Genomic DNA, 19,290 nt, shown 5'->3' on the forward strand with positions numbered 1-19,290 from the left:
TGGTTTGATTTTACTTAAAGAAAGATATTAATGAATGACTGATGAAATGCGCGAACACAGAACGGCAAAAGTACTTGAACAGCGAGCTCATGATCTGCTGCTTGGTCACAGTTTTGCGCAACGTCAAATCGGCTATATTCATACTTTAGAAATTGATTATGGCGCGCCAATGAAGCAGCGCACTTTACTTGAAGTTGAAATGGCTGCGCAAAAAAAGCGACAAAAATCCAGTACGGCTCATCATAAGTATCGCGCTCAAGCAAGCCAGCAATTACATCAAGTGATCGAAACCGCCATGAATAAACAATTGGCAGATATAGACACGGTATTGCATGAAACAATAGGTATAGAGGATAACGTTCCTGCAATTTTAGAAGTTTTAGCCGTTAAATCTGCGTCGGTAGGGCGTTTAGAGCCCCTAGTAAATGATTTAAGTTGGTTAGGTCGAGAACTGGTCTCTTTTGTGAATCTGCCTTATTACCGTAAGCAGCGTAATAAGCACACATCAGTAAAAGTTGATAACCCATCTTTGGCGCTGCGTTATATTGGCTTAGATAACTTGCAGTTTGTAGTCCCCACCTTTGCGGTACGCCACTGGATGCCACACAGTACTGAACCTTTCCCATTATTAAAGCGTCGCTTACGTGATAACTCGATGGCCTGCGCTATTGCTGCACAAGAGTTGGCTAAGGTAAATGGTATGAATGAAATGCATGCTTTCACGCTGGGGATGCTATTAGATGTGGGTAAAATTGCTTTAGTTAGGCTTTACTTACGAACTTTTGAACTTGTTTGGCAGCGTAAAGTGTCTATCGCGCGCGAAGAGCAACATAAAGACTTACATACGGCTTTACTGGAACTTAAACCAGATCCGTTGTTTTTAAGCACGCTACTCAGCCAGCATGCATTAAAAGTAACTGCAAAAGTGATTGAGAAAATGTCATTTCGTTATTTGCCTTTTAATACAGTAATGGAGCAACTAACGGCACCGCTTCCTAAAGGCGAATCTTTATTGCCATTAACGGTATTAATGCAGAAGGCTCGCTGCTATTCACAATATATCACTCTGGAAGAGCATCAACTGATCGAAGCTGATGAAAAAACTGTTTGGCTAAAACACCTCAACTTTACGCAATCTGAGCTAAATCTACTCGAAAAAACTAATTTTCAACACTTTCATATTAAAATTGACTAGTTTTATAAAATAATTGTTAATTTTTTTTGCGACTATTCATTCATCATTAAGCTCACCAGTAGCGCTGTATTTTAGTTCAATAGCTCTGCTGGGCATGTTATAGGCTGCAATTTAGAACAAATTTACTGTGATTTTCTTTTTCAAATAGTTATTCACTATCTCTGAAATAATATCTCAAACCCTTTATTTACAAGGGCTGTATGAAAGTATTCTAAGAGACAGATGACTAAAATTCTGAAATAATGCGTGTCTGAAAATTGAACCAGAGAGTATTTTTTGGCAATTTAAGCTATGCTCATCTACGCCAAAGAGAATGGTATTTTATACCATCATTTCGATATTCACACTCTCTGTGTGCTCACAATTAAGAGGATATAAAATGACAGTTAATCGCGATTTATTTGATCAAGTAATGGTTCCTAACTACGCACCTTCAAGCATTATTCCAGTTCGTGGCGAAGGCTCACGCGTATGGGATCAGCAAGACCGTGAATATATCGATTTTGCCGGTGGTATCGCTGTTAATTGTCTAGGCCATTGTCATCCTGCATTAGTTAAAGCATTAAAAGAGCAGGGTGAGAAGATCTGGCATTTATCAAATGTTATGACGAATGAGCCAGCACTGCGCTTAGCTAAAAAGTTAGTAGATGCGACATTTGCTGAAAAAGTATATTTTGCCAACTCTGGTGCAGAAGCAAACGAAGCTGCCCTTAAACTTGCGCGTCGTTTAGCACTTGAAAACTTTGGTGCCGAAAAATCACAAATCATCGCATTTAACAAAGGCTTCCATGGCCGTACATTTTTTACCGTAACAGTAGGTGGTCAAGCTGCTTATTCTGACGGTTTTGGTCCAAAACCAGGCGATATCGTACATTGTGATTACAATGATTTAGCGGCATTTGAAGCGCTTATCTCAGATAAAACATGCGCAGTAATGATGGAACCTTTGCAAGGCGAAGGCGGCATTATTTCACCAACGGATGAATTTGCTAAAGGCGTTCGTGAGTTATGTACTAAGCACAATGCGTTGCTTATTTTTGATGAAGTACAAACCGGTGTTGGCCGTACTGGTGATTTATACGCATACCAAGGTTTGGATGTAACACCTGATATTTTAACAACAGCTAAAGCGCTTGGTGGCGGTTTTCCAATCGGCGCGATGATCACAACGACTGAAATTGCTAAGCATCTTAAAGTGGGAACTCATGGTTCTACTTATGGCGGCAACCCATTAGCGTGTGCCGTTGGTGAAGCAGCATTTGATACTGTTAACACATCAGAAGTACTTGCCGGCGTGAAAGCGAAAGAAGCGTTATTCCGTGAATTACTAACGGCAATCAACGATAAATACAACGTATTCTCTGAAATTCGTGGTAAAGGTTTGCTTATTGGTGCTGTTGTTAACGAACAATTTAAAGGTCGCGCTAAAGAATTTTTAGTCGCGGGCACAAGTGAAGGCGTAATGTCGTTAGTTGCGGGTGCTGATGTTGTACGTTTTACCCCATCATTAGTAATTCCTGAAGCGGATATTCGCGAAGGTATGGCACGCTTTGAAAAAGCAGTAGCTAAAGTTGTGAACGGTTAATCTAGCGTTCTCATTATTTAAGGGCAAGTAGCAAGCTTGCCCTGATCTTCTATTTTACCGTTATTTATAAGGGAGCAAGCGGACTCATGATGATTCTTCGCCCAATCCAGCAATGTGATTACCCAGCTTTATTGAAAATTGCCCATGAATCAGGGCATGGTTTTACCTCTTTGCCTAATAACGAAGCGTTATTACAAAAGAAAATTGACCATTCAGTAAGCTCATTTGCAAAAAGTGCATCTCAACCGGGTGACGAAGGTTACTTGTTTGTTCTTGAAGATAGCGAAACAGGTGAAGTGGTCGGAACCTCAGCCATTGAAGCCGCAGTTGGTTTAGATGATGCGTTTTATCATTACCATTTAAGCAAAGCAATTCATTCATCGCGTACGCTTAATGTGTATAAAGCGGTTGATATTTTAACGCTATGTAATGATTACACAGGCGCTACAGAGCTTTGCACTTTATTTTTAAAAGATGGCTACCGTAAAAACAACAACGGCAAGCTACTTTCAAAAGCCCGTTTTATGTTTATTAAACAGCATAGAGAGCGCTTTGCTGAAACCGTGATTGCAGAAATGCGCGGTGTATCAAATGAAAATGGCGACAGCCCTTTTTGGCAATGGTTAGAAGAGCATTTTTTCTCTATGGACTTCCCAACTGCCGATTATCTAACCGGTATAGGCCAAAAAGTATTTATTGCTGAGTTAATGCCAAAATACCCAATTTACGTCAATCTTTTAAGTAAAGATGCACAGGCGGTTATTGGTCAAGTACATGATAATACACGCCCCGCAATTTCATTACTTAAAAGTGAAGGCTTTACCTTTAACGGTTACGTTGACATCTTTGATGCAGGTCCGACCGTTGAAGCAAAAGTAGATAATATAGCGACAGTACGTAACGCCAAAAACTTTACCGTTAAAATTGGTGAAAATAGTGGTGAGACATCGGTAATGCTAGCAAACGAAAAACTCAATGATTTTAGAGCAACCGTAGCAGAGCTAACGTTTGATGCGAAAAACCCAGAGATTACTTTGTCACAAGAAATCGCTGACGCATTGCACCTTCAAGCTGGCGATACTGTCACAGCAACAAGTTTATAATTTAGGAGAAAGTATATGACTCATCCTGCACAATTTATTAATGGTCAATGGTCACAAGGCCAAGGCGAAGCATTTAGTTCAGTAAACCCAGCAAATAACACCGTTATTTGGCAAGCAAATTCAGCAACAGCTGAACAAGTTGATACAGCTGTTAATGCTGCACGCGACGCTTTTTACAGCTGGGCTGATAAGACATTCGCAGAGCGCTTAGCCATTGTAAAAACGTTTGCTGAAACACTTAAAGCACACAGTGAAGAATTAGCTGTCGCAATCGCACAAGAAACGGGTAAACCATTATGGGAAACTCGCACTGAAGCGGGTGCTATGGTTGGTAAAATTGCAATTTCTGAAAAAGCCCTTCTAGAACGCACTGGTGATGTTGAAAACCCAATGCCGCAAGGCCGTGCGATGATCCGTCATAAGCCACATGGCGTTGTTGCTGTATTTGGCCCGTATAACTTTCCAGGTCATTTGCCTAATGGTCACATTGTGCCTGCACTTTTAGCTGGTAATACAGTGGTATTTAAGCCATCAGAGCTAACGCCCGCTGTTGCAGAGCTAACACTTAAGCTTTGGGAAAAAGCAGGTTTACCAGCCGGTGTTATTAACCTTGTTCAAGGTGAAGTAGAAACAGGTAAAGCATTAGCCGCGCACAAAGGCATTGATGGCTTATTCTTTACAGGCTCATCACGCACGGGTCATATTTTACATGAGCAGTTTGCAGGTCAGCCAGGTAAGATCCTAGCATTAGAGATGGGGGGTAATAATCCGCTTATCATTACTGATGTTGCAGATACTAAAGCAGTGATCCACGATATTATTCAATCAGCATTTATTTCAAGTGGTCAACGTTGTACATGTGCACGTAAACTGTTTTTACCTGCAGGTGAGCAAGGCGATATAATTTTAGCCGGTTTAATTACTGCCACTAAAGCGATTAAAGTCGGTAACTACGATGACGCAGACCAGCCATTTATGGGTTCGATGATTTCATCAGTGGCAGCCGCAGGAATGGTTACAGCACAACAGCAGTTAGTTGAACTTGGTGCAAAGATATTAGTTGAGCTTACTCACACTGCCAACACGGGTTTTGTTACTCCAGGCATTATTGAATGTACTGATGTTGCTAACTTCCCAGATGAAGAGCATTTTGGGCCACTGTTAAAAGTATTCCGCTTTACTGACTTTGATCAAGCAATTGATAAAGCTAACGATACAAGCTTTGGTTTATCAGCAGGCTTACTGAGCGATAACGCTGCAGATTACGACCACTTTTTACGTCGTATTCGCGCGGGTATTGTTAACTGGAACCGCCCAATCACAGGTGCATCAAGTGCCGCACCGTTTGGTGGCATTGGCGCATCAGGTAATCACCGCGCAAGTGCATACTATGCGGCAGATTATTGTGCATACCCAGTTGCCTCCGTTGAGCTTGAAAAAGTAGCCATGCCAGCAACATTAAGCCCAGGTTTAAAAATTGACTAATTACTATTAATAAAAATAGCAATAAAGAATTGAAAAAGCAGCCTTGGCTGCTTTTTTTGTATTGCTTCTTGAGCAAAGGTAGCATTTAAATGCGCTTTCTGCTTAAATCAATAGAGTCGTATTTTATTAGGTGAAGAGAATTATGGTTTTAGATAGGCAAGGGTATGATGACCTCATCATGTATCTTACTCAAAACTTAGCTTTATTTGAGAAGCCTGGCGAGATAAAACCAGGTGCACCAACGATTATGGCGTTGATAGAGGATGACATCGCTGAAAATGTGATGCTGATATGCCAACAAAACAAAGCGCTTTCTACAGAGCAACGCAGCCAAATAGTACGTGAAGTCGATGGGATAGTTTACGACCTCCAAGAAGTGCTAAGTAGTGTTACGAGTAATCAAGTTACGATAGAGCAACATGCATTTATTGATGAGTTTGCAGCGTTGGTTAAAAACCTATTCGATAGCGCGGTTGCTGAAAAAATTTAACGACCTCAGATTATCGCTTTTAATTTGCAACTGCCTGTGACTTCCTTACAATCAAGAAAATAACTTCTTTGAGAGTAATAAAATGCAAGCGAATGTAAAATGGGTTGAAGGCGATACGTATCTTGGGCGCTCTAATTCTGGGCATAACGTTGTGTTTGACGCAGGCAGTGATAGCGCAGCACCAAGTCCTATGGAAATGGTGCTCATGTCAGTGGGTTGCTGTTCATCAGTAGATGTGGTCAGCATTTTAAATAAAGCGAAACAAAACTTCTCAGATGTTCAAGTTAAATTGAGCGCAGAACGTGCTGAATCAGCTCCTCGAGTCTTTACTAAGATTAACTTACACTTTGTAGTAACAGGGGATAATGTCTCTGAGAAGCACCTTGCACGCGCAGTTACATTATCAGCTGAAAAGTATTGTTCAGTTGCATTAATGCTTGATAAAACAGTAGAAATTACCCACAGTCACGAAGTTGTGCAAGAACAGGCAAAATAAGGCTTTTTCCTGCGGTGAAATTCGTATAAAATCCGCGAACTTTCATTCTGCTGTGGCAGATTTCATTAGTTTATAGGTTGGTTTATTATGAACAAACCCTTCGATAAAATTAAACTACATGGCTTTAACAACTTAACCAAAAGTTTAAGCTTTAGTATTTACGATATTTGCTACGCAAAGACCGAGCAACAACGTAAAGAATATATTGAATATATCGACGAGCAGTACAACGCGGATCGACTAACCGATATTTTAGGTGAAGTGGTTGATATCATCGGCGCTAATATTTTAAATATCTCGCGTCAAGATTACGAGCCACAAGGTGCCAGTGTTACTATTTTGGTTTCAGAAGAACCAATTGAGCAGCAGCAGACATTTGACGTTGATGAAGCACCAGGGCCGTTACCTGATACCGTAGTTGCACATTTAGATAAAAGTCATATCTGTGTACATACTTACCCTGAAGCGCATCCTGATGATGGTATTTGTACTTTCCGCGCTGATATCGAAGTATCGACCTGTGGTATTATTTCGCCACTTAAAGCGTTGAACTTCCTGATCCACAGTTTGGATTCAGATGTGGTGACAATCGACTACCGCGTACGTGGTTTTACCCGCGACGTAGATGGCGTGAAGCATTATATTGATCATGCGATTAATTCAATTCAGAATTATATGACGGAAGATACCAAAGAAGCGTACCAAATGATGGACGTAAACGTGTATCAAGAAAACTTGTTCCATACAAAGATGATGCTTAAAGAAACAGATCTAAATACATATTTATTTGGTGTGTCTACTGATGACTTATCTGACGATGAAGAAGAAGAAATTCGTTCTAAGTTAACCCGTGAGATGCAAGAAATTTTCTACGGTCGTAACTTACCATATACAGAATAAGCTAACCCAGTTAGGTTGTTTTAAAGCGGCGTGCAATGTAAATTGCGCGCCGTTTTTGTTTGTGGCGCGTAATATGATACTAATCTACATTTTTTTGAAAGTGTTTTACTACCCAACATCTAGGTTTAGTCGTCGTATGGTTAGCTTGTTGTAATTATAATCAACTGTAATGCCCAATAATGCGGTGTAATATCACGTAATATCTTTTTGTAGTTCATTCCTTTATAACACCCCTAGAACTTAATAATAGTAATAGGTTAGACATGTCTACAGCAGTTCAATACGATTTAATCGTTATTGGAGGCGGCCCCGTTGGGTTATCGACCGCTTTTCATGCATCGCAACGAGGCCTTAAAACACTGGTAATCGAAAAACATGGCTATTTTAATGATTTAGGAAGCTCAGCTGGATACTCTAGGCAGTTTCGTTTGCAGTATGATCAACAGCATATGTCTGAGTTATGTTTAGCATCACAGCAGTATTGGCAGCAAATACAGGCATTGTCAGACGAGCCATTAATTGGCGATGAAGGAAGTTTATGGTTTGGTCAAAAAGGCGTTAAAGATGCGCGAGAAGGCGGTATCGACGAGGCTGAAAAAACCATGGATGCGTTAAATATTCCTTATGAGAGACTGGCAGATGCCACCGCAATACAAAGTAAGGCCTGCTTTGAAGGACTCCCTAAAGAGTATTATGGTTTTTTTCAATCAAATGGCGGCACCATTAATATAAAGCAAACAGAGAGAGCATTTTTTAATGCGGGGTTAAACTCTGGGTGTGTGACTTATCGCGAATGGGAAAATGTGCAAACGATTACCTCATTAGCAGATGATATTGTTGAAGTAACGACCCAGCATAGTGCTGCAGAAGGCATCACTACTACATGTTATACATGTAAAAAACTAGCGATTACTACGGGTGCATATATCAACGAAACCGTACGTAGTTTAGGGGTGTCAGTGCCTATTATTATTTGGCAAATGGCATCAGCGTATTTTAAGAAAGTTGACCCTGTAGCAACGACCCCATCTTGGTTTGTATTTCAACAAGCAGAGAATGAATCAGACCCACGAACCGCAACTAATTCTCTTTTGTGTGGTTTTCCTGAACTTGAATGGGCAAACCCAGGCTACATTCGTGTTGCGACTAATTTTCCAGACGATGCAATTATTTATGATCCAAATGATCGACAGTTAGCCCCAAGTAAGCAATCATTAGCGATTGCGTCCTCATGGGTTGAACAGTTTATGCCGGGCTTGGAGCCAACCCCGTATTTTACTACAACATGCTTAATAGCATTGTGTGATTCACCATTGAAAAAAGGGCAAAAAAAAGCAGAGTTTTTTCTTGATTACATGCCGGATTATATACCTAATAATAAAAATATAGTGACGTATACCGCAGGTTGGGCGGGTAAATTTATACCTATTTTAGGTGATATGATTTGCCAGATGCTAGAGAACGATGCGCTGACTGAGTTTAATTTTTCCGTTAGCTACAGTACTTTTAGCATCCCAAAAAATCATTTTGCTATAGCGTGGCAAACAGCTAACATTTGATCGGTTAAATAGGTGTTTGCTGGTGAAAATTTACGTAAAGAGTTTTGAGATCATTAGGTAATACTTGCCAATATGGCGCAGCATTAATAGGTGTTACCTGCCAAAAAAGATTCTCAATGATCCCAACATCAATATATTCGCGTATCTCTTTACCTGCAAATTGGAATTGACTGCTGAGATACTCAAATAGGCCAGTATATACGGCTGCATCGGATTTATTATACATCTCATTATTGACGACACTTGCAACGCATTCGAACCATGTGTAAATAAATTCAGGCTCTAACTCTCCCCATTGTTTAATGTAATGTTGATCTGTTTTAAGGGCTATGTCTGGAAACTTCTCTCTAAACTCATTGTAAAAAGACAGTACAATCATTTTGGTTTTATACTCTTTGTGGGTGGATTTGTATTGTTTAGCACCAATGAAAAAACACAGCCCTGTATAAAACCAGACTGAGCTTGCCACAATTTGCCAGGTATCAGCCCCTTGCTCTGTTATAAACATAGGTATCGCGATTAACCCTCGCACTATACCCACTGTAGCAATGACAAATAAAGCCACTGTCGTAAAAGGCAGTTTAGGTAGTATTTTTAAAGCAGACAAGGCAAATGCCGAACATGTAAACATCAACCCCGCAACAACAATCGCCCCCAATGGCGCAAGAAGTGTTCCTTGCTTTGATGACGCAATTAATTGCTCAGGCGCACGGGCAAAAGCAAACCAACTTGGCCCACCCCAAATGCACAATAAGTGCCATACAGCTGCCGCAAAGGCGATAACCGCAGCACTCATTAATAATCTTGATTCAATGCTACGTGACATATGCATCCTATACTTAAGAACAGGAACGGTAAAAAGTGAAGCCATAATATTTAAATAGGATCGGTAAGTATATATGCTAAATATTTTTTAATTCAAAGAGTCAGTACTTAATTATGGCGTTTGCTTTGACCTTTTAGTTAAGTGATAAGTGTTTTTTCTGGGGTGCGTGTTTAATTGCCAAAGTTATAATGATAATAGGTTGTTAATTTTGTTTATTTAATGTATCTTTATTTGGGTGTTTGTTTCTAAGAAAATAATCTAATTTTTAAAGTGGCGATTTATTTAGTTTAGTTTTTATATGTTTACAGCATTTAGAGTTTAATAGGGTCTAATTTACATTTTAAACAGCATTTTTTAAATTTGACCCTCGTTAGGCTTTTAACCGTTTATGTAGTTGAGGTTTTAAAAAGGAACGGTTTTATAATCATAAAAAGGATATTCTCAATGAAAAAAATATATTTGGCTTTACTCGGTGCTTCTATATTTAGTGGTGTGGCAATGGCTGATACAGTATCTTGTTATGTTGATACTCAAGCCTATGATGAATATAGGGAAAATCAGTGTTTTGGTGGTGGACCTTTATCTAGCTATAGACAAGGTGCAATTGTATTTAAGGTCAATGCAAGCAAACCTATACAGAGTGTGACATGGGATATTGCATCGTACGGCGCAACCCCTCGACCTAATAGTTGTAATGGTAATGTTTGTATTGTTGATGTTGGCCGTGGAGAGCATGAAGTCGAAGGCTGTGTAGATAAAATTTACTATAAAGATTACACATGGGCAGATGTTAATTGGTGTGCAACTGCGACTGCAAATTATTGGGCGGGCGGTCATTCTCCTTTAGCTGAATCAGAAGGGCAATAAGCATTCAAGGCTGTATTTTTAATGCAGCCTTGTACTATTTATTCAACTGCAACAAATCCCATTTATTACCGTACAAATCTTCAAATACCACCACAGTACCGTAGGCTTCTTCGCGCGGCTGCTCGTTGAATCTAATGCCATTTTTTTGCATCGTTTTATAATCACGCCAAAAATCATTAGTGTGTAAAAATAAAAACACACGGCCACCCGTTTGGTTACCAATAGCTTCTAATTGCTCTGGTGTACTTGCTTTAGCGAGTAATAGGTTAGTGCCATTGGAGTTGGGTGGTGACACTAATACCCAACGCTTACCATTGCCAAGATCAGTATCTTCAACCAAATAAAAACTCAGTTTTTGTGTGTAAAATGCAATCGCGTCATCATAATTTTTTACAACTAAAGCCATACTACCAATGTGCTGTTTTATATTTGTCATCGCGTTACTTTGAAATAATAAAATGCTTAAAAGTGTTTTAACATATAAGGAGACATAACCCGAGGACAAAAGGCTGGTAAGTTAAATGCCATGTGTGATTCACGTGTAGGTCTGACTTTAGTTAGAAGAATTTTCGGGATAAATCCTGACTTACAGAAGGGGGAATTATTTTATTTGCTACTTTATTGTTGCTCTTAAAGCTAAAAACCCAGCCGAAGCTGGGTTTTTATAAGCGAGGTGCTTAGGGACTGATTTACATCATGCCGCCCATGCCACCCATTCCGCCCATGCCACCCATATCAGGTGCGCCAGCTTCATCCTTAGGGATTTCAGCTACCATGGCTTCAGTAGTGATCATAAGACCCGCAATCGAGCCTGCAAATTGTAGTGCAGAGCGCGTTACTTTAGTTGGATCTAAGATACCCATTTCAATCATGTCGTTGTATTCGCCAGTGGCTGCGTTGTAACCAAAGTTACCTTCGCCGCCTTTAACTGCGTTAATAACAACAGACGCTTCGTCACCTGCGTTAGTTACGATTTGACGAAGTGGGGCTTCCATAGCACGAAGTGCTACTTTAATACCGTGCGTTTGATCTTCGTTGTCGCCAACTAAATCAATAAGCTTATTTGCTGCACGTACTAGTGCAACACCGCCACCAGGTACTACACCTTCTTCAACCGCAGCGCGAGTTGCATGTAATGCATCTTCAACGCGGTCTTTTTTCTCTTTCATTTCGATTTCAGTCGCTGCGCCTACTTTGATTACTGCAACACCGCCGGCAAGTTTTGCCATGCGCTCTTGTAGCTTCTCTTTGTCGTAGTCAGACGTTGCTTCTTCGATTTGTGCTTTGATTTGTGCAACACGACCTGTGATGCCATCTTCTTCGCCAGCACCATCGATGATTGTTGTGTCATCTTTAGTGATCACAACGCGTTTAGCAGTACCTAGGTCTTCAACCGTGGCTTTTTCAAGCTCTAAGCCGATTTCTTCAGAGATAACTGTTGCGCCAGTTAATACAGCGATGTCTTGTAGCATTGCTTTACGACGGTCGCCAAAGCCTGGTGCTTTAACTGCTGATACTTTAACGATACCACGCATGTTGTTAACAACTAATGTAGCTAGCGCTTCACCTTCAAGGTCTTCAGCAATGATTAGTAGTGGTTTGCTTGCTTTAGCAACCGCTTCTAATGTAGGAAGTAACTCACGGATGTTAGATACTTTTTTGTCTACAAGTAGAATAAACGGATTGTCTAATTCAACAGCGCCTTTTTCTGCGTTGTTGATGAAGTACGGAGAAAGGTAACCACGGTCAAACTGCATGCCTTCAACAACATCTAGTTCGTTTTCAAGTGATTGGCCTTCTTCAACAGTGATTACACCACTGTTACGGCCTACTTTTTCCATTGCTTCTGCAATGATGTCGCCAATTTCTTTATCAGAGTTAGCTGAAATAGTACCTACTTGTGCGATTGCTTTTGCATCAGCACATGGAACTGAAAGTTCTTTAAGCTCAGCAACTGCAGCGATGATTGCTTTATCGATACCGCGCTTAAGATCCATTGGGTTCATGCCCGCAGCAACTGCTTTTAAGCCTTCATTTACAATAGACTGTGCAAGCACTGTAGCTGTAGTTGTACCGTCACCGGCTGCATCGTTTGCTTTTGATGCAACTTCTTTAACCATTTGTGCGCCCATGTTTTCAAACTTGTCTTCAAGTTCGATTTCTTTCGCCACTGATACACCATCTTTAGTGATCACTGGTGAGCCAAATGATTTGTCTAGGATTACGTTACGGCCTTTAGGACCTAATGTTACGCGAACTGCGTTTGCTAAGATGTTTACGCCAGCTAGCATTTTAGCGCGTGCGTCACCTGCAAAAAGTACTTCTTTTGCTGCCATGATTAATTTCCTTTAAATTCTAAATGTATGTTAAACGAAAAGTAGGTTTAGCCTACAATGCCTAAAATATTGTCTTCACGCATGATCAGGTACTCTTGACCTTCGATCTTTTCTGCTTTTTCAACATATGAGCCGAATAACACAGTGTCACCGACTTTAACTTCTAATGCTCTCACATCACCGTTATCTAGAGTACGGCCATTACCAACAGCGACAACTTTACCGCGGGTTGATTTCTCAGCCGCAGAACCAGTTAATACAATACCGCCAGCTGATTTAGTTTCTTCTTCTAGGCGCTCAACGATCACGCGATCATGTAAAGGACGAATGTTCATTTTTTAGTTCTCCTAACAGTTTCTGAACAGGACAGAAAAAAGTTGTGTGTGTACCAATTGGCTGGAACCTTATGGTTTAGCGCAATTGGTTTAGTTGTACTCAGTAATGGGGGTGGTGAGTCAAAATCCAAGTGAAAAAATTAAAAAATTTAATCTTTTCTCTCGTATTCACCATCAATCGTGGTTGGCTCACTCATTTTACGCGGTTCTGGCTCTTGTTGAGTCTGTTGTGTAAATGGTGAAGGACCTTGTTGCATGCCTGCACTCATGCGTACAGTTGCTTGACTGGCAAGGCCTGCAGCTAGTTTATTACGAATGACAGGCGTTAGTAATAAAAAGCCAAATACATCGGTCATAATGCCGGGAGTAAGGAGTAAAACGCCAGCGATAATCACACATAAACCGGTAAATAGTTCTTTAGCAGGCATTTGCCCTTGTGCCATTTGCAGTTGTACGTTTTGTAATGCACCCATACCTTGTGTTTTAACTAATTTGGCACCCACAATGGCAGTTATAACAACCAGCGCGATTGTGGCAAAGCCGCCAATCACATCAGCGACTTGAATTAATAATGCGATTTCAATAATCGGCACGAGAATAAATAACAAGAATAAAAATCTAAACATAAAACTCTCTAAATAATGGTCACTCAAGTGAGTGTATGAAATATAAATATGGGTAGTAAGGTCTTTTTTCAAGAGCAGTGATATTGGGTTATGCGCTTGGCTACACTTTGCCTTAGCTATCAGCTACTATGGGTTGGGCAAAGCAATCAATTAAAGGTTCAATATGACGACTCATTTTCGGCTTGTTTTTACCACTTGCGCTAATGCAAGTGAAGCGCGCGCTATGGCAGAGCAACTTGTTCAGCAGAAATTAGCAGCCTGCGTGAGTATTCTTCCAAATGTAGAGTCAGTTTACATGTGGGAAGGTGAAGTTACACATGCAACTGAGTGTAAGTTATTAATTAAAACTAAGTCAGAAAAAATGAACCAAGTGATCCAAACTATAAAAAAATTGCATAGTTATGAGATCCCTGAGATTCAGGTAGTGGACGTATCAACAGGCAATTTGGCCTACTTTAATTGGATGGATGAGGTACTTAATTAATGCGTTGTTTTATTTTATTGCTTTGTGCGCTCTCGCTGATGCCAGCGCAGGCTACAACTAATAATTTATTAAGTGATTTACTGCAACCCGCAGAGCAAACGTTTTTACCTGTTGATCAAGCATTCTCGTTTGATTTTGATCAGCAAGGCAATACACTTTTTATTGGTTGGGATATTGCTCCTGGTTATTATTTGTATAAAAATAAGCTCGAAATTATTGGCAAAGGCGCAAACATTCAAGTGCCAGAGCTTGGCAAGGGCGTCGTTATTGAAGATGAATTCTTTGGTAAGACTGAAGTATTTTTTGATTCATTAAGTGTAATCAGCAAACTAAGCAATGTTGCTCAAGATGGTATTGTTAAGGTGCGCTATCAAGGCTGCGCAGAAGCAGGGCTATGCTACCCGCCAGAAATTATCTCTATTCCTTTAAGTGTTATTGCAGGGGAAACAGTTGCGATTAAGAATGCGCCGGATTCGGCAACTGCAGGCAATGCACTTACAGCACTTGGTATTGAATCGCCTCATTCTCCAGAAGATGCTGTAGTTCAAGAGGATGATCCTGAAAAAGAATTAAACTTTACTGAAAAACTCGCATCACAAGGTTTGTTGGCTAATTTAGCGATCTTCTTTTTAGTGGGTATTGGCCTTGCCTTCACACCGTGTGTGTTTCCGATGTTTCCGATTCTATCGAGCTTAATTGCCGGGCAAAAAAATCTCTCAACTAAAAAAGCATTTGCGTTGTCTTTTATATATATCCAAGGGATGGCAGTCACGTATGCAGCATTAGGATTGGTGGTTGCATCTTTAGGCGGTCAAGTACAAGGCTATTTGCAACACCCGACAGTATTAATTAGTTTTAGCTTATTGTTTGTTTTACTCGCTATGTCGATGTTTGGCTGGTACGAAATAAAGCTCCCCAGCGGTATGATGAACAAGCTCACGCAGGTTAGTAACAATCAAAAAGGCGGCAATTATATTGGTGTGTTTTTGATGGGCGTATTATCAGGCTTAATTGCATCACCTTGCACAACAGCACCGTTGTCAGCCGCGTTATTATTTGTGGCACAAAGCGGCGACTACCTGGTGGGTGGTTTGACTTTATATGTTTTAAGCTTAGGCATGGGGATTCCATTATTACTACTTGGAACATCTGGTGGTAAGTTGTTACCTAAAGCGGGTGGATGGATGGAGCAAGTTAAAACCCTGTTTGGCTTTATCATGTTAGTAGTGCCACTAATATTGCTAGAGCGCATTGTGGATGCTGACATTATATTACTAATGGCGGGTTTATTAGCGCTAGCAACAGCTTTGTACTTGCATCATTGGCAGAGTGCTCAAACACAAGGTAAATTAAAAACAGCTCTGTGGTTTGCTGCAACGCTATTAGTTGTAGGTGGTGCGAGCTTAACTAAAAATTATATATGGCCAACAGCCCAAGTTGTTAGTACCACAAATGACGAGCAGCAAGAGCGTGGCTTTAAGTTAGTTGCGAACTTAGCTGAACTTAAACAAGCAATTGGTGATGCTAATAACGAGGGCCGATTAGTGATGGTCGACTTATATGCTGAATGGTGTGTTGCGTGTAAAGAATTCGAAAAATACACCTTTCCAGACGCTAAAGTGCAAGCTGAATTTGCTAACTTCGAGTTACTTAAAATTGATTTAACCGAAAGTGACGACATTACAATTGAAGTAATGGAAGAGTTTACGGTATTTGGTTTACCAAGCATTTTATTTTTTGATATGCAAGGCGAAGAGCTTGGCGCACAGCGTGTGACGGGCTTCTTAAACGCAAATGACTTTGCTGAGCATTTGGCAAAGGTAAGTAATAACGTTAAATAAGTACTTTTTTAACGTTATTTTAAACGCCACTTATTATAAGTGGCGTTTTTATTTTTGTTCCTAGCCTTAGTCATTAGACCAGTATTTTGCTGCTATTTACATCGAACTGACTATAATAGGTGGTTAACGTGAGAAATAGTTGCTATTTTAGTTTTCACCCCTTACATTTTATGGGGATTTCTAATCAAAATGGCTTAACTCATTATTTATAGGATTATCGCGTATTATGGCTGCAAAATTTAAACTTTTAGTTGTAAATGGCCCTAACTTAAATATGCTTGGTAAGCGTGAACCAGAAAAGTACGGTTCACAAACACTTAGCGATATCATGAGCGAACTAACAGTGGTTGCTGATGGTCTAGATGTTGAGTTAACGCATTATCAAAGTAATAGTGAGCAAGCTTTAATAGAGCACATACACAGTGCGTGGCAAACTATCGATTACATTATTATCAACCCAGCGGCATTTACGCATACAAGCGTGGCTTTACGTGATGCTCTACTGAGTGTTGATATTCCGTTTTATGAAGTGCACATAACTAATGTGCACGCGCGGGAAGCGTTTCGTCATCATTCGTATTTTTCTGATGTGGCGCAAGGCGTAATATGTGGATTAGGCGCAATGGGTTATCGTTCAGCACTTGAGGCTGCGGTACATCGGTTGCAAAACTCGAATTAATTTTAAACTAACAAACTAACAGGCGGGTCGTTCATGGATATTCGCAAGATCAAAAAGCTAATTGAACTAGTAGAAGAATCAGGTATTGCTGAATTAGAAATCACCGAAGGTGAAGAGTCAGTACGTATCAATCGTAATAACATGAGCGCAGGTCCTGCTTACGCTCCACAATATGCACCACAGTATGCACCCGCTCCGGCTCCAGTAGCTGCGGCACCAGTTGCAAGCGCAGAAGCGCCAGCACCAGCAGGTCCTACAGGTCATCAAGTATTATCGCCAATGGTTGGTTCATTCTACTCAGCAGCTTCTCCAGAAGCGCCTTTATATGTTGAAGTTGGTTCGCAAGTTAAAGTAGGTGACACGCTTTGTATCATCGAAGCGATGAAAATGATGAACCAAATTGAATCAGATAAAGCGGGTACCGTTAAAGCTATTTTAGTTGAAAATGGCGAGCCAGTAGAATTTGATCAACCTTTATTCATTATTGAATAATAGCGTAACCTAAAAGGCCAACTCTAATGTTAGATAAAGTAGTCATTGCAAACCGAGGTGAAATTGCACTTCGTATATTGCGCGCCTGCAAAGAGCTTGGGATCAAAACGGTTGCTGTTCATTCAACGGCAGATCGCGATCTTAAGCACGTATTGCTTGCAGATGAAACAATTTGTATTGGTAGACCTGCTGCTACTGAAAGTTACTTAGATATTCCGCGCATTATTGCTGCGGCAGAAGTAACAGATGCAGTCGCTATTCACCCAGGTTATGGTTTCCTTGCAGAAAACGCTGATTTTGCTGATCAAGTTGAACAAAGTGGTTTTGTATTTATTGGCCCAACAGGCGATACAATTCGTTTAATGGGCGATAAAGTATCAGCAATCAACGCAATGCGTAAAGCGGGTGTACCGTGTGTTCCTGGTTCTGATGGCCCGGTATCGGATGATAAAGACCGTAATATGCAAATAGCTAAGCGCATTGGTTACCCGGTAATCATCAAAGCTGCTGGTGGCGGTGGTGGTCGTGGTATGCGTGTTGTTCGTAGCGAAGCAGAGTTAATTGACTCAATTGCTTTAACGCAGCAAGAAGCTAAGCAGTTTTTTGGTAATAGTATGGTTTACATGGAGAAATTCCTTGAAAACCCACGTCATATCGAAATTCAAGTTTTAGCTGACGGCCAAGGCAATGCAGTTCACCTAGGTGAACGTGATTGTTCTATGCAACGTCGTCATCAAAAAGTAGTTGAAGAAGCGCCAGCACCAGGTATTACTGCTGAAGTGCGTAAGTTTATCGGTGAGCGTTGTACACGTGCATGTATCGAAATCGGTTATCGTGGTGCGGGTACATTTGAGTTCTTATACGAAAATGGTGAGTTCTACTTCATTGAAATGAACACCCGTATTCAGGTTGAGCACCCAGTAACAGAAATGGTTACTGGCGTTGATTTAATCAAAGAACAATTAAAAATTGCTGCTGGTCAACCGTTATCATTCACGCAAGATGACGTGGTTATTCGTGGTCATGCTATTGAATGTCGTATTAACGCAGAAGACCCTGAAACGTTTATCCCATCACCGGGTAAGATCACGCGTTTCCATCCAGCGGGTGGTTTAGGTATTCGTTGGGACAGCCATATTTATGCTGACTACACAGTACCACCACACTATGATTCAATGATTGGCAAATTGATCACTTACGGTGAAAACCGTGATGTAGCTATTGCCCGTGCACGTAACGCATTGAATGAGCTTGTGATTGACGGTATCAAAACCAATACACCACTGCATAAACGCATTTTAGCCGATGAAAATTTCCAAAATGGTGGTACTAATATCCACTATCTTGAGAAAAAATTAGGTTTGTAATAACGTTTACAGTCGTTATTTAAAAAGTCGGCAACTTTGCCGACTTTTTTGTGTCTGATGATCGCTGATTCGCCTTAAGAAAATAATCTGGTATGATTAATTAAGTAATGATTTATTTGTTTTTCATGGGGTACGGATGACGCACAGTGTTGGTTTTCAACTCGCTGATGAAGCTGCAACGGTAAAAATGGGCAATAAGCTTGCCGAGTTTATAGACCAAGGCGCAGTAATTTATTTACACGGTGATTTAGGAGCGGGTAAAACGACTTTAACGCGTGGTGTGGTGCAAGGTTTTGGCCATCAGGGTAAGGTTAAAAGCCCAACTTACACTTTAGTTGAACCGTATGAACTGGCTGAAGCAAATGTGTATCACTTTGATTTATATCGCCTTGGCGATCCTGAAGAGTTAGAGTATATGGGAATTCGCGACTATTTTTCGCCTACAGCTATTTGTGTGGTGGAATGGCCTGAAAAAGGCGGGGAGTTTATTCCGACTCCTGATTTAGATATTACTTTGCGATATGTAGGCGATGCGCGAGAAATTGAGATTCAAAGCATTAGTACCCGTGGTGCTAATATTATAGATAAGCTCAAAAACCAGATCGAGTAGTTACATTCTTAAAC

General features: G+C 40.6%; 20 protein-coding genes. 15 read left to right on the forward strand and 5 right to left on the reverse strand.

Features of this window, described 5'->3' with window-relative positions; genetic code table 11:
* Positions 1–34: 34 nt before the first annotated feature.
* From ACJJVX_RS05945 to ACJJVX_RS05980, 8 genes are all read left to right on the forward strand, one after another.
* Positions 35–1,195 carry an HDOD domain-containing protein gene (locus ACJJVX_RS05945; RefSeq protein ID WP_054204544.1) on the forward strand — a complete coding sequence of 387 codons (1,161 nt, stop codon included), beginning with the start codon at positions 35–37 and terminating at the stop codon, positions 1,193–1,195.
* A 379-nt stretch (positions 1,196–1,574) separates the two neighbouring features.
* A complete protein-coding gene (locus ACJJVX_RS05950; RefSeq protein WP_054204543.1) occupies positions 1,575–2,780 on the forward strand; it encodes an aspartate aminotransferase family protein in 1,206 nt (401 codons plus the stop codon).
* A gap of 86 nt (positions 2,781–2,866) precedes the next feature.
* Positions 2,867–3,883: an arginine N-succinyltransferase gene (astA, locus tag ACJJVX_RS05955; RefSeq protein ID WP_169328178.1), complete on the forward strand. Its 1,017-nt coding sequence runs from the start codon at positions 2,867–2,869 to the stop codon at positions 3,881–3,883.
* Positions 3,884–3,898: 15 nt separating this feature from the next.
* Positions 3,899–5,368, forward strand: a complete 1,470-nt coding sequence (gene astD, locus ACJJVX_RS05960; protein WP_054452875.1) for a succinylglutamate-semialdehyde dehydrogenase — start codon at positions 3,899–3,901, stop codon at positions 5,366–5,368.
* Positions 5,369–5,510: 142 nt separating this feature from the next.
* The gene (locus ACJJVX_RS05965; RefSeq protein WP_054204540.1) at positions 5,511–5,858 is read left to right on the forward strand and encodes a DUF3802 family protein; all 348 of its coding nucleotides are present in this window, start codon (positions 5,511–5,513) and stop codon (positions 5,856–5,858) included.
* Between the two features lie 82 nt (positions 5,859–5,940).
* Complete coding sequence (locus ACJJVX_RS05970; protein WP_405630613.1) at positions 5,941–6,354, forward strand: OsmC family protein; 414 nt, start codon at positions 5,941–5,943, stop codon at positions 6,352–6,354.
* Between the two features lie 87 nt (positions 6,355–6,441).
* Entirely contained in the window at positions 6,442–7,254 is an 813-nt protein-coding gene (gene speD, locus ACJJVX_RS05975) for an adenosylmethionine decarboxylase (protein ID WP_054204538.1), read from the forward strand.
* Between the two features lie 263 nt (positions 7,255–7,517).
* Entirely contained in the window at positions 7,518–8,813 is a 1,296-nt protein-coding gene (locus tag ACJJVX_RS05980; protein ID WP_054204537.1) for an FAD-dependent oxidoreductase, read from the forward strand.
* Positions 8,814–8,817: 4 nt separating this feature from the next.
* On the opposite strand, the gene ACJJVX_RS05985 is transcribed toward ACJJVX_RS05980, so the two are convergent.
* On the reverse strand, positions 8,818–9,639 hold the full coding sequence (locus ACJJVX_RS05985) for a hypothetical protein (protein ID WP_064435719.1): 822 nt from the start codon (positions 9,637–9,639) through the stop codon (positions 8,818–8,820).
* A 444-nt stretch (positions 9,640–10,083) separates the two neighbouring features.
* On the opposite strand from ACJJVX_RS05985, the gene ACJJVX_RS05990 reads away from it, so the two are divergent.
* On the forward strand, positions 10,084–10,506 hold the full coding sequence (locus tag ACJJVX_RS05990) for a hypothetical protein (RefSeq protein WP_405630617.1): 423 nt from the start codon (positions 10,084–10,086) through the stop codon (positions 10,504–10,506).
* Positions 10,507–10,540: 34 nt separating this feature from the next.
* Here ACJJVX_RS05990 and ACJJVX_RS05995 read toward each other — a convergent pair whose 3' ends face one another.
* The 4 genes from ACJJVX_RS05995 to ACJJVX_RS06010 all read right to left on the reverse strand — a co-directional run bounded on the left by ACJJVX_RS05995 (position 10,541) and on the right by ACJJVX_RS06010 (position 13,803).
* Complete coding sequence (locus ACJJVX_RS05995) at positions 10,541–10,942, reverse strand: VOC family protein (RefSeq protein WP_054204535.1); 402 nt, start codon at positions 10,940–10,942, stop codon at positions 10,541–10,543.
* Positions 10,943–11,195: 253 nt separating this feature from the next.
* Positions 11,196–12,842: a chaperonin GroEL gene (gene groL / locus ACJJVX_RS06000; protein ID WP_054204534.1), complete on the reverse strand. Its 1,647-nt coding sequence runs from the start codon at positions 12,840–12,842 to the stop codon at positions 11,196–11,198.
* Positions 12,843–12,889: 47 nt separating this feature from the next.
* Complete coding sequence (locus ACJJVX_RS06005; protein WP_054204533.1) at positions 12,890–13,177, reverse strand: co-chaperone GroES; 288 nt, start codon at positions 13,175–13,177, stop codon at positions 12,890–12,892.
* A 149-nt stretch (positions 13,178–13,326) separates the two neighbouring features.
* The gene (locus tag ACJJVX_RS06010; RefSeq protein ID WP_054204532.1) at positions 13,327–13,803 is read right to left on the reverse strand and encodes an FxsA family protein; all 477 of its coding nucleotides are present in this window, start codon (positions 13,801–13,803) and stop codon (positions 13,327–13,329) included.
* A 163-nt stretch (positions 13,804–13,966) separates the two neighbouring features.
* Between ACJJVX_RS06010 and cutA the strand changes: the two genes are divergently transcribed.
* The 6 genes from cutA (at position 13,967) to tsaE (ending at position 19,276) form a co-directional block, all read left to right on the forward strand.
* Positions 13,967–14,287, forward strand: a complete 321-nt coding sequence (gene cutA, locus ACJJVX_RS06015; protein WP_054204531.1) for a divalent-cation tolerance protein CutA — start codon at positions 13,967–13,969, stop codon at positions 14,285–14,287.
* Positions 14,287–16,128 (forward strand): protein-disulfide reductase DsbD, encoded by a 1,842-nt coding sequence (locus tag ACJJVX_RS06020; protein WP_405630621.1) that lies wholly within the window; start codon positions 14,287–14,289, stop codon positions 16,126–16,128. The genes cutA and ACJJVX_RS06020 overlap by 1 nt, the downstream gene beginning before the upstream one ends.
* 226 nt (positions 16,129–16,354) lie before the next feature.
* Positions 16,355–16,807: a type II 3-dehydroquinate dehydratase gene (gene aroQ, locus ACJJVX_RS06025; RefSeq protein WP_054204529.1), complete on the forward strand. Its 453-nt coding sequence runs from the start codon at positions 16,355–16,357 to the stop codon at positions 16,805–16,807.
* 33 nt (positions 16,808–16,840) lie between these two features.
* A complete protein-coding gene (accB, locus tag ACJJVX_RS06030) occupies positions 16,841–17,299 on the forward strand; it encodes an acetyl-CoA carboxylase biotin carboxyl carrier protein (RefSeq protein WP_054204528.1) in 459 nt (152 codons plus the stop codon).
* A 26-nt stretch (positions 17,300–17,325) separates the two neighbouring features.
* Positions 17,326–18,666, forward strand: a complete 1,341-nt coding sequence (gene accC / locus ACJJVX_RS06035; RefSeq protein WP_054204527.1) for an acetyl-CoA carboxylase biotin carboxylase subunit — start codon at positions 17,326–17,328, stop codon at positions 18,664–18,666.
* 136 nt (positions 18,667–18,802) lie between these two features.
* Complete coding sequence (tsaE, locus tag ACJJVX_RS06040; RefSeq protein WP_054204526.1) at positions 18,803–19,276, forward strand: tRNA (adenosine(37)-N6)-threonylcarbamoyltransferase complex ATPase subunit type 1 TsaE; 474 nt, start codon at positions 18,803–18,805, stop codon at positions 19,274–19,276.
* The last annotated feature ends 14 nt before the right edge of the window (positions 19,277–19,290 follow it).

This window comes from Pseudoalteromonas sp. Ld20 (assembly GCF_045064175.1).
In the GTDB taxonomy this organism is placed as follows: Bacteria; Pseudomonadota; Gammaproteobacteria; order Enterobacterales; family Alteromonadaceae; genus Pseudoalteromonas; species Pseudoalteromonas neustonica.

Bases quoted from the DNA above. Each gene is read 5' to 3' on its own strand.
- ACJJVX_RS05980 (WP_054204537.1), top strand. From the start codon at position 7,518: ATGTCTACAGCAGTTCAATACGATTTAATCGTTATTGGAGGCGGCCCC.
- ACJJVX_RS06020 (WP_405630621.1), top strand. From the start codon at position 14,287: ATGCGTTGTTTTATTTTATTGCTTTGTGCGCTCTCGCTGATGCCAGCG.
- cutA (WP_054204531.1), top strand. From the start codon at position 13,967: ATGACGACTCATTTTCGGCTTGTTTTTACCACTTGCGCTAATGCAAGT.
- ACJJVX_RS06010 (WP_054204532.1), bottom strand. From the start codon at position 13,803: ATGTTTAGATTTTTATTCTTGTTATTTATTCTCGTGCCGATTATTGAA.
- tsaE (WP_054204526.1), top strand. From the start codon at position 18,803: ATGACGCACAGTGTTGGTTTTCAACTCGCTGATGAAGCTGCAACGGTA.
- ACJJVX_RS05950 (WP_054204543.1), top strand. From the start codon at position 1,575: ATGACAGTTAATCGCGATTTATTTGATCAAGTAATGGTTCCTAACTAC.
- speD (WP_054204538.1), top strand. From the start codon at position 6,442: ATGAACAAACCCTTCGATAAAATTAAACTACATGGCTTTAACAACTTA.
- ACJJVX_RS06005 (WP_054204533.1), bottom strand. From the start codon at position 13,177: ATGAACATTCGTCCTTTACATGATCGCGTGATCGTTGAGCGCCTAGAA.
- astA (WP_169328178.1), top strand. From the start codon at position 2,867: ATGATGATTCTTCGCCCAATCCAGCAATGTGATTACCCAGCTTTATTG.
- aroQ (WP_054204529.1), top strand. From the start codon at position 16,355: ATGGCTGCAAAATTTAAACTTTTAGTTGTAAATGGCCCTAACTTAAAT.
- ACJJVX_RS05945 (WP_054204544.1), top strand. From the start codon at position 35: ATGACTGATGAAATGCGCGAACACAGAACGGCAAAAGTACTTGAACAG.
- ACJJVX_RS05965 (WP_054204540.1), top strand. From the start codon at position 5,511: ATGGTTTTAGATAGGCAAGGGTATGATGACCTCATCATGTATCTTACT.
- ACJJVX_RS05995 (WP_054204535.1), bottom strand. From the start codon at position 10,942: ATGACAAATATAAAACAGCACATTGGTAGTATGGCTTTAGTTGTAAAA.
- accC (WP_054204527.1), top strand. From the start codon at position 17,326: ATGTTAGATAAAGTAGTCATTGCAAACCGAGGTGAAATTGCACTTCGT.
- ACJJVX_RS05985 (WP_064435719.1), bottom strand. From the start codon at position 9,639: ATGTCACGTAGCATTGAATCAAGATTATTAATGAGTGCTGCGGTTATC.
- astD (WP_054452875.1), top strand. From the start codon at position 3,899: ATGACTCATCCTGCACAATTTATTAATGGTCAATGGTCACAAGGCCAA.
- ACJJVX_RS05970 (WP_405630613.1), top strand. From the start codon at position 5,941: ATGCAAGCGAATGTAAAATGGGTTGAAGGCGATACGTATCTTGGGCGC.
- accB (WP_054204528.1), top strand. From the start codon at position 16,841: ATGGATATTCGCAAGATCAAAAAGCTAATTGAACTAGTAGAAGAATCA.
- groL (WP_054204534.1), bottom strand. From the start codon at position 12,842: ATGGCAGCAAAAGAAGTACTTTTTGCAGGTGACGCACGCGCTAAAATG.
- ACJJVX_RS05990 (WP_405630617.1), top strand. From the start codon at position 10,084: ATGAAAAAAATATATTTGGCTTTACTCGGTGCTTCTATATTTAGTGGT.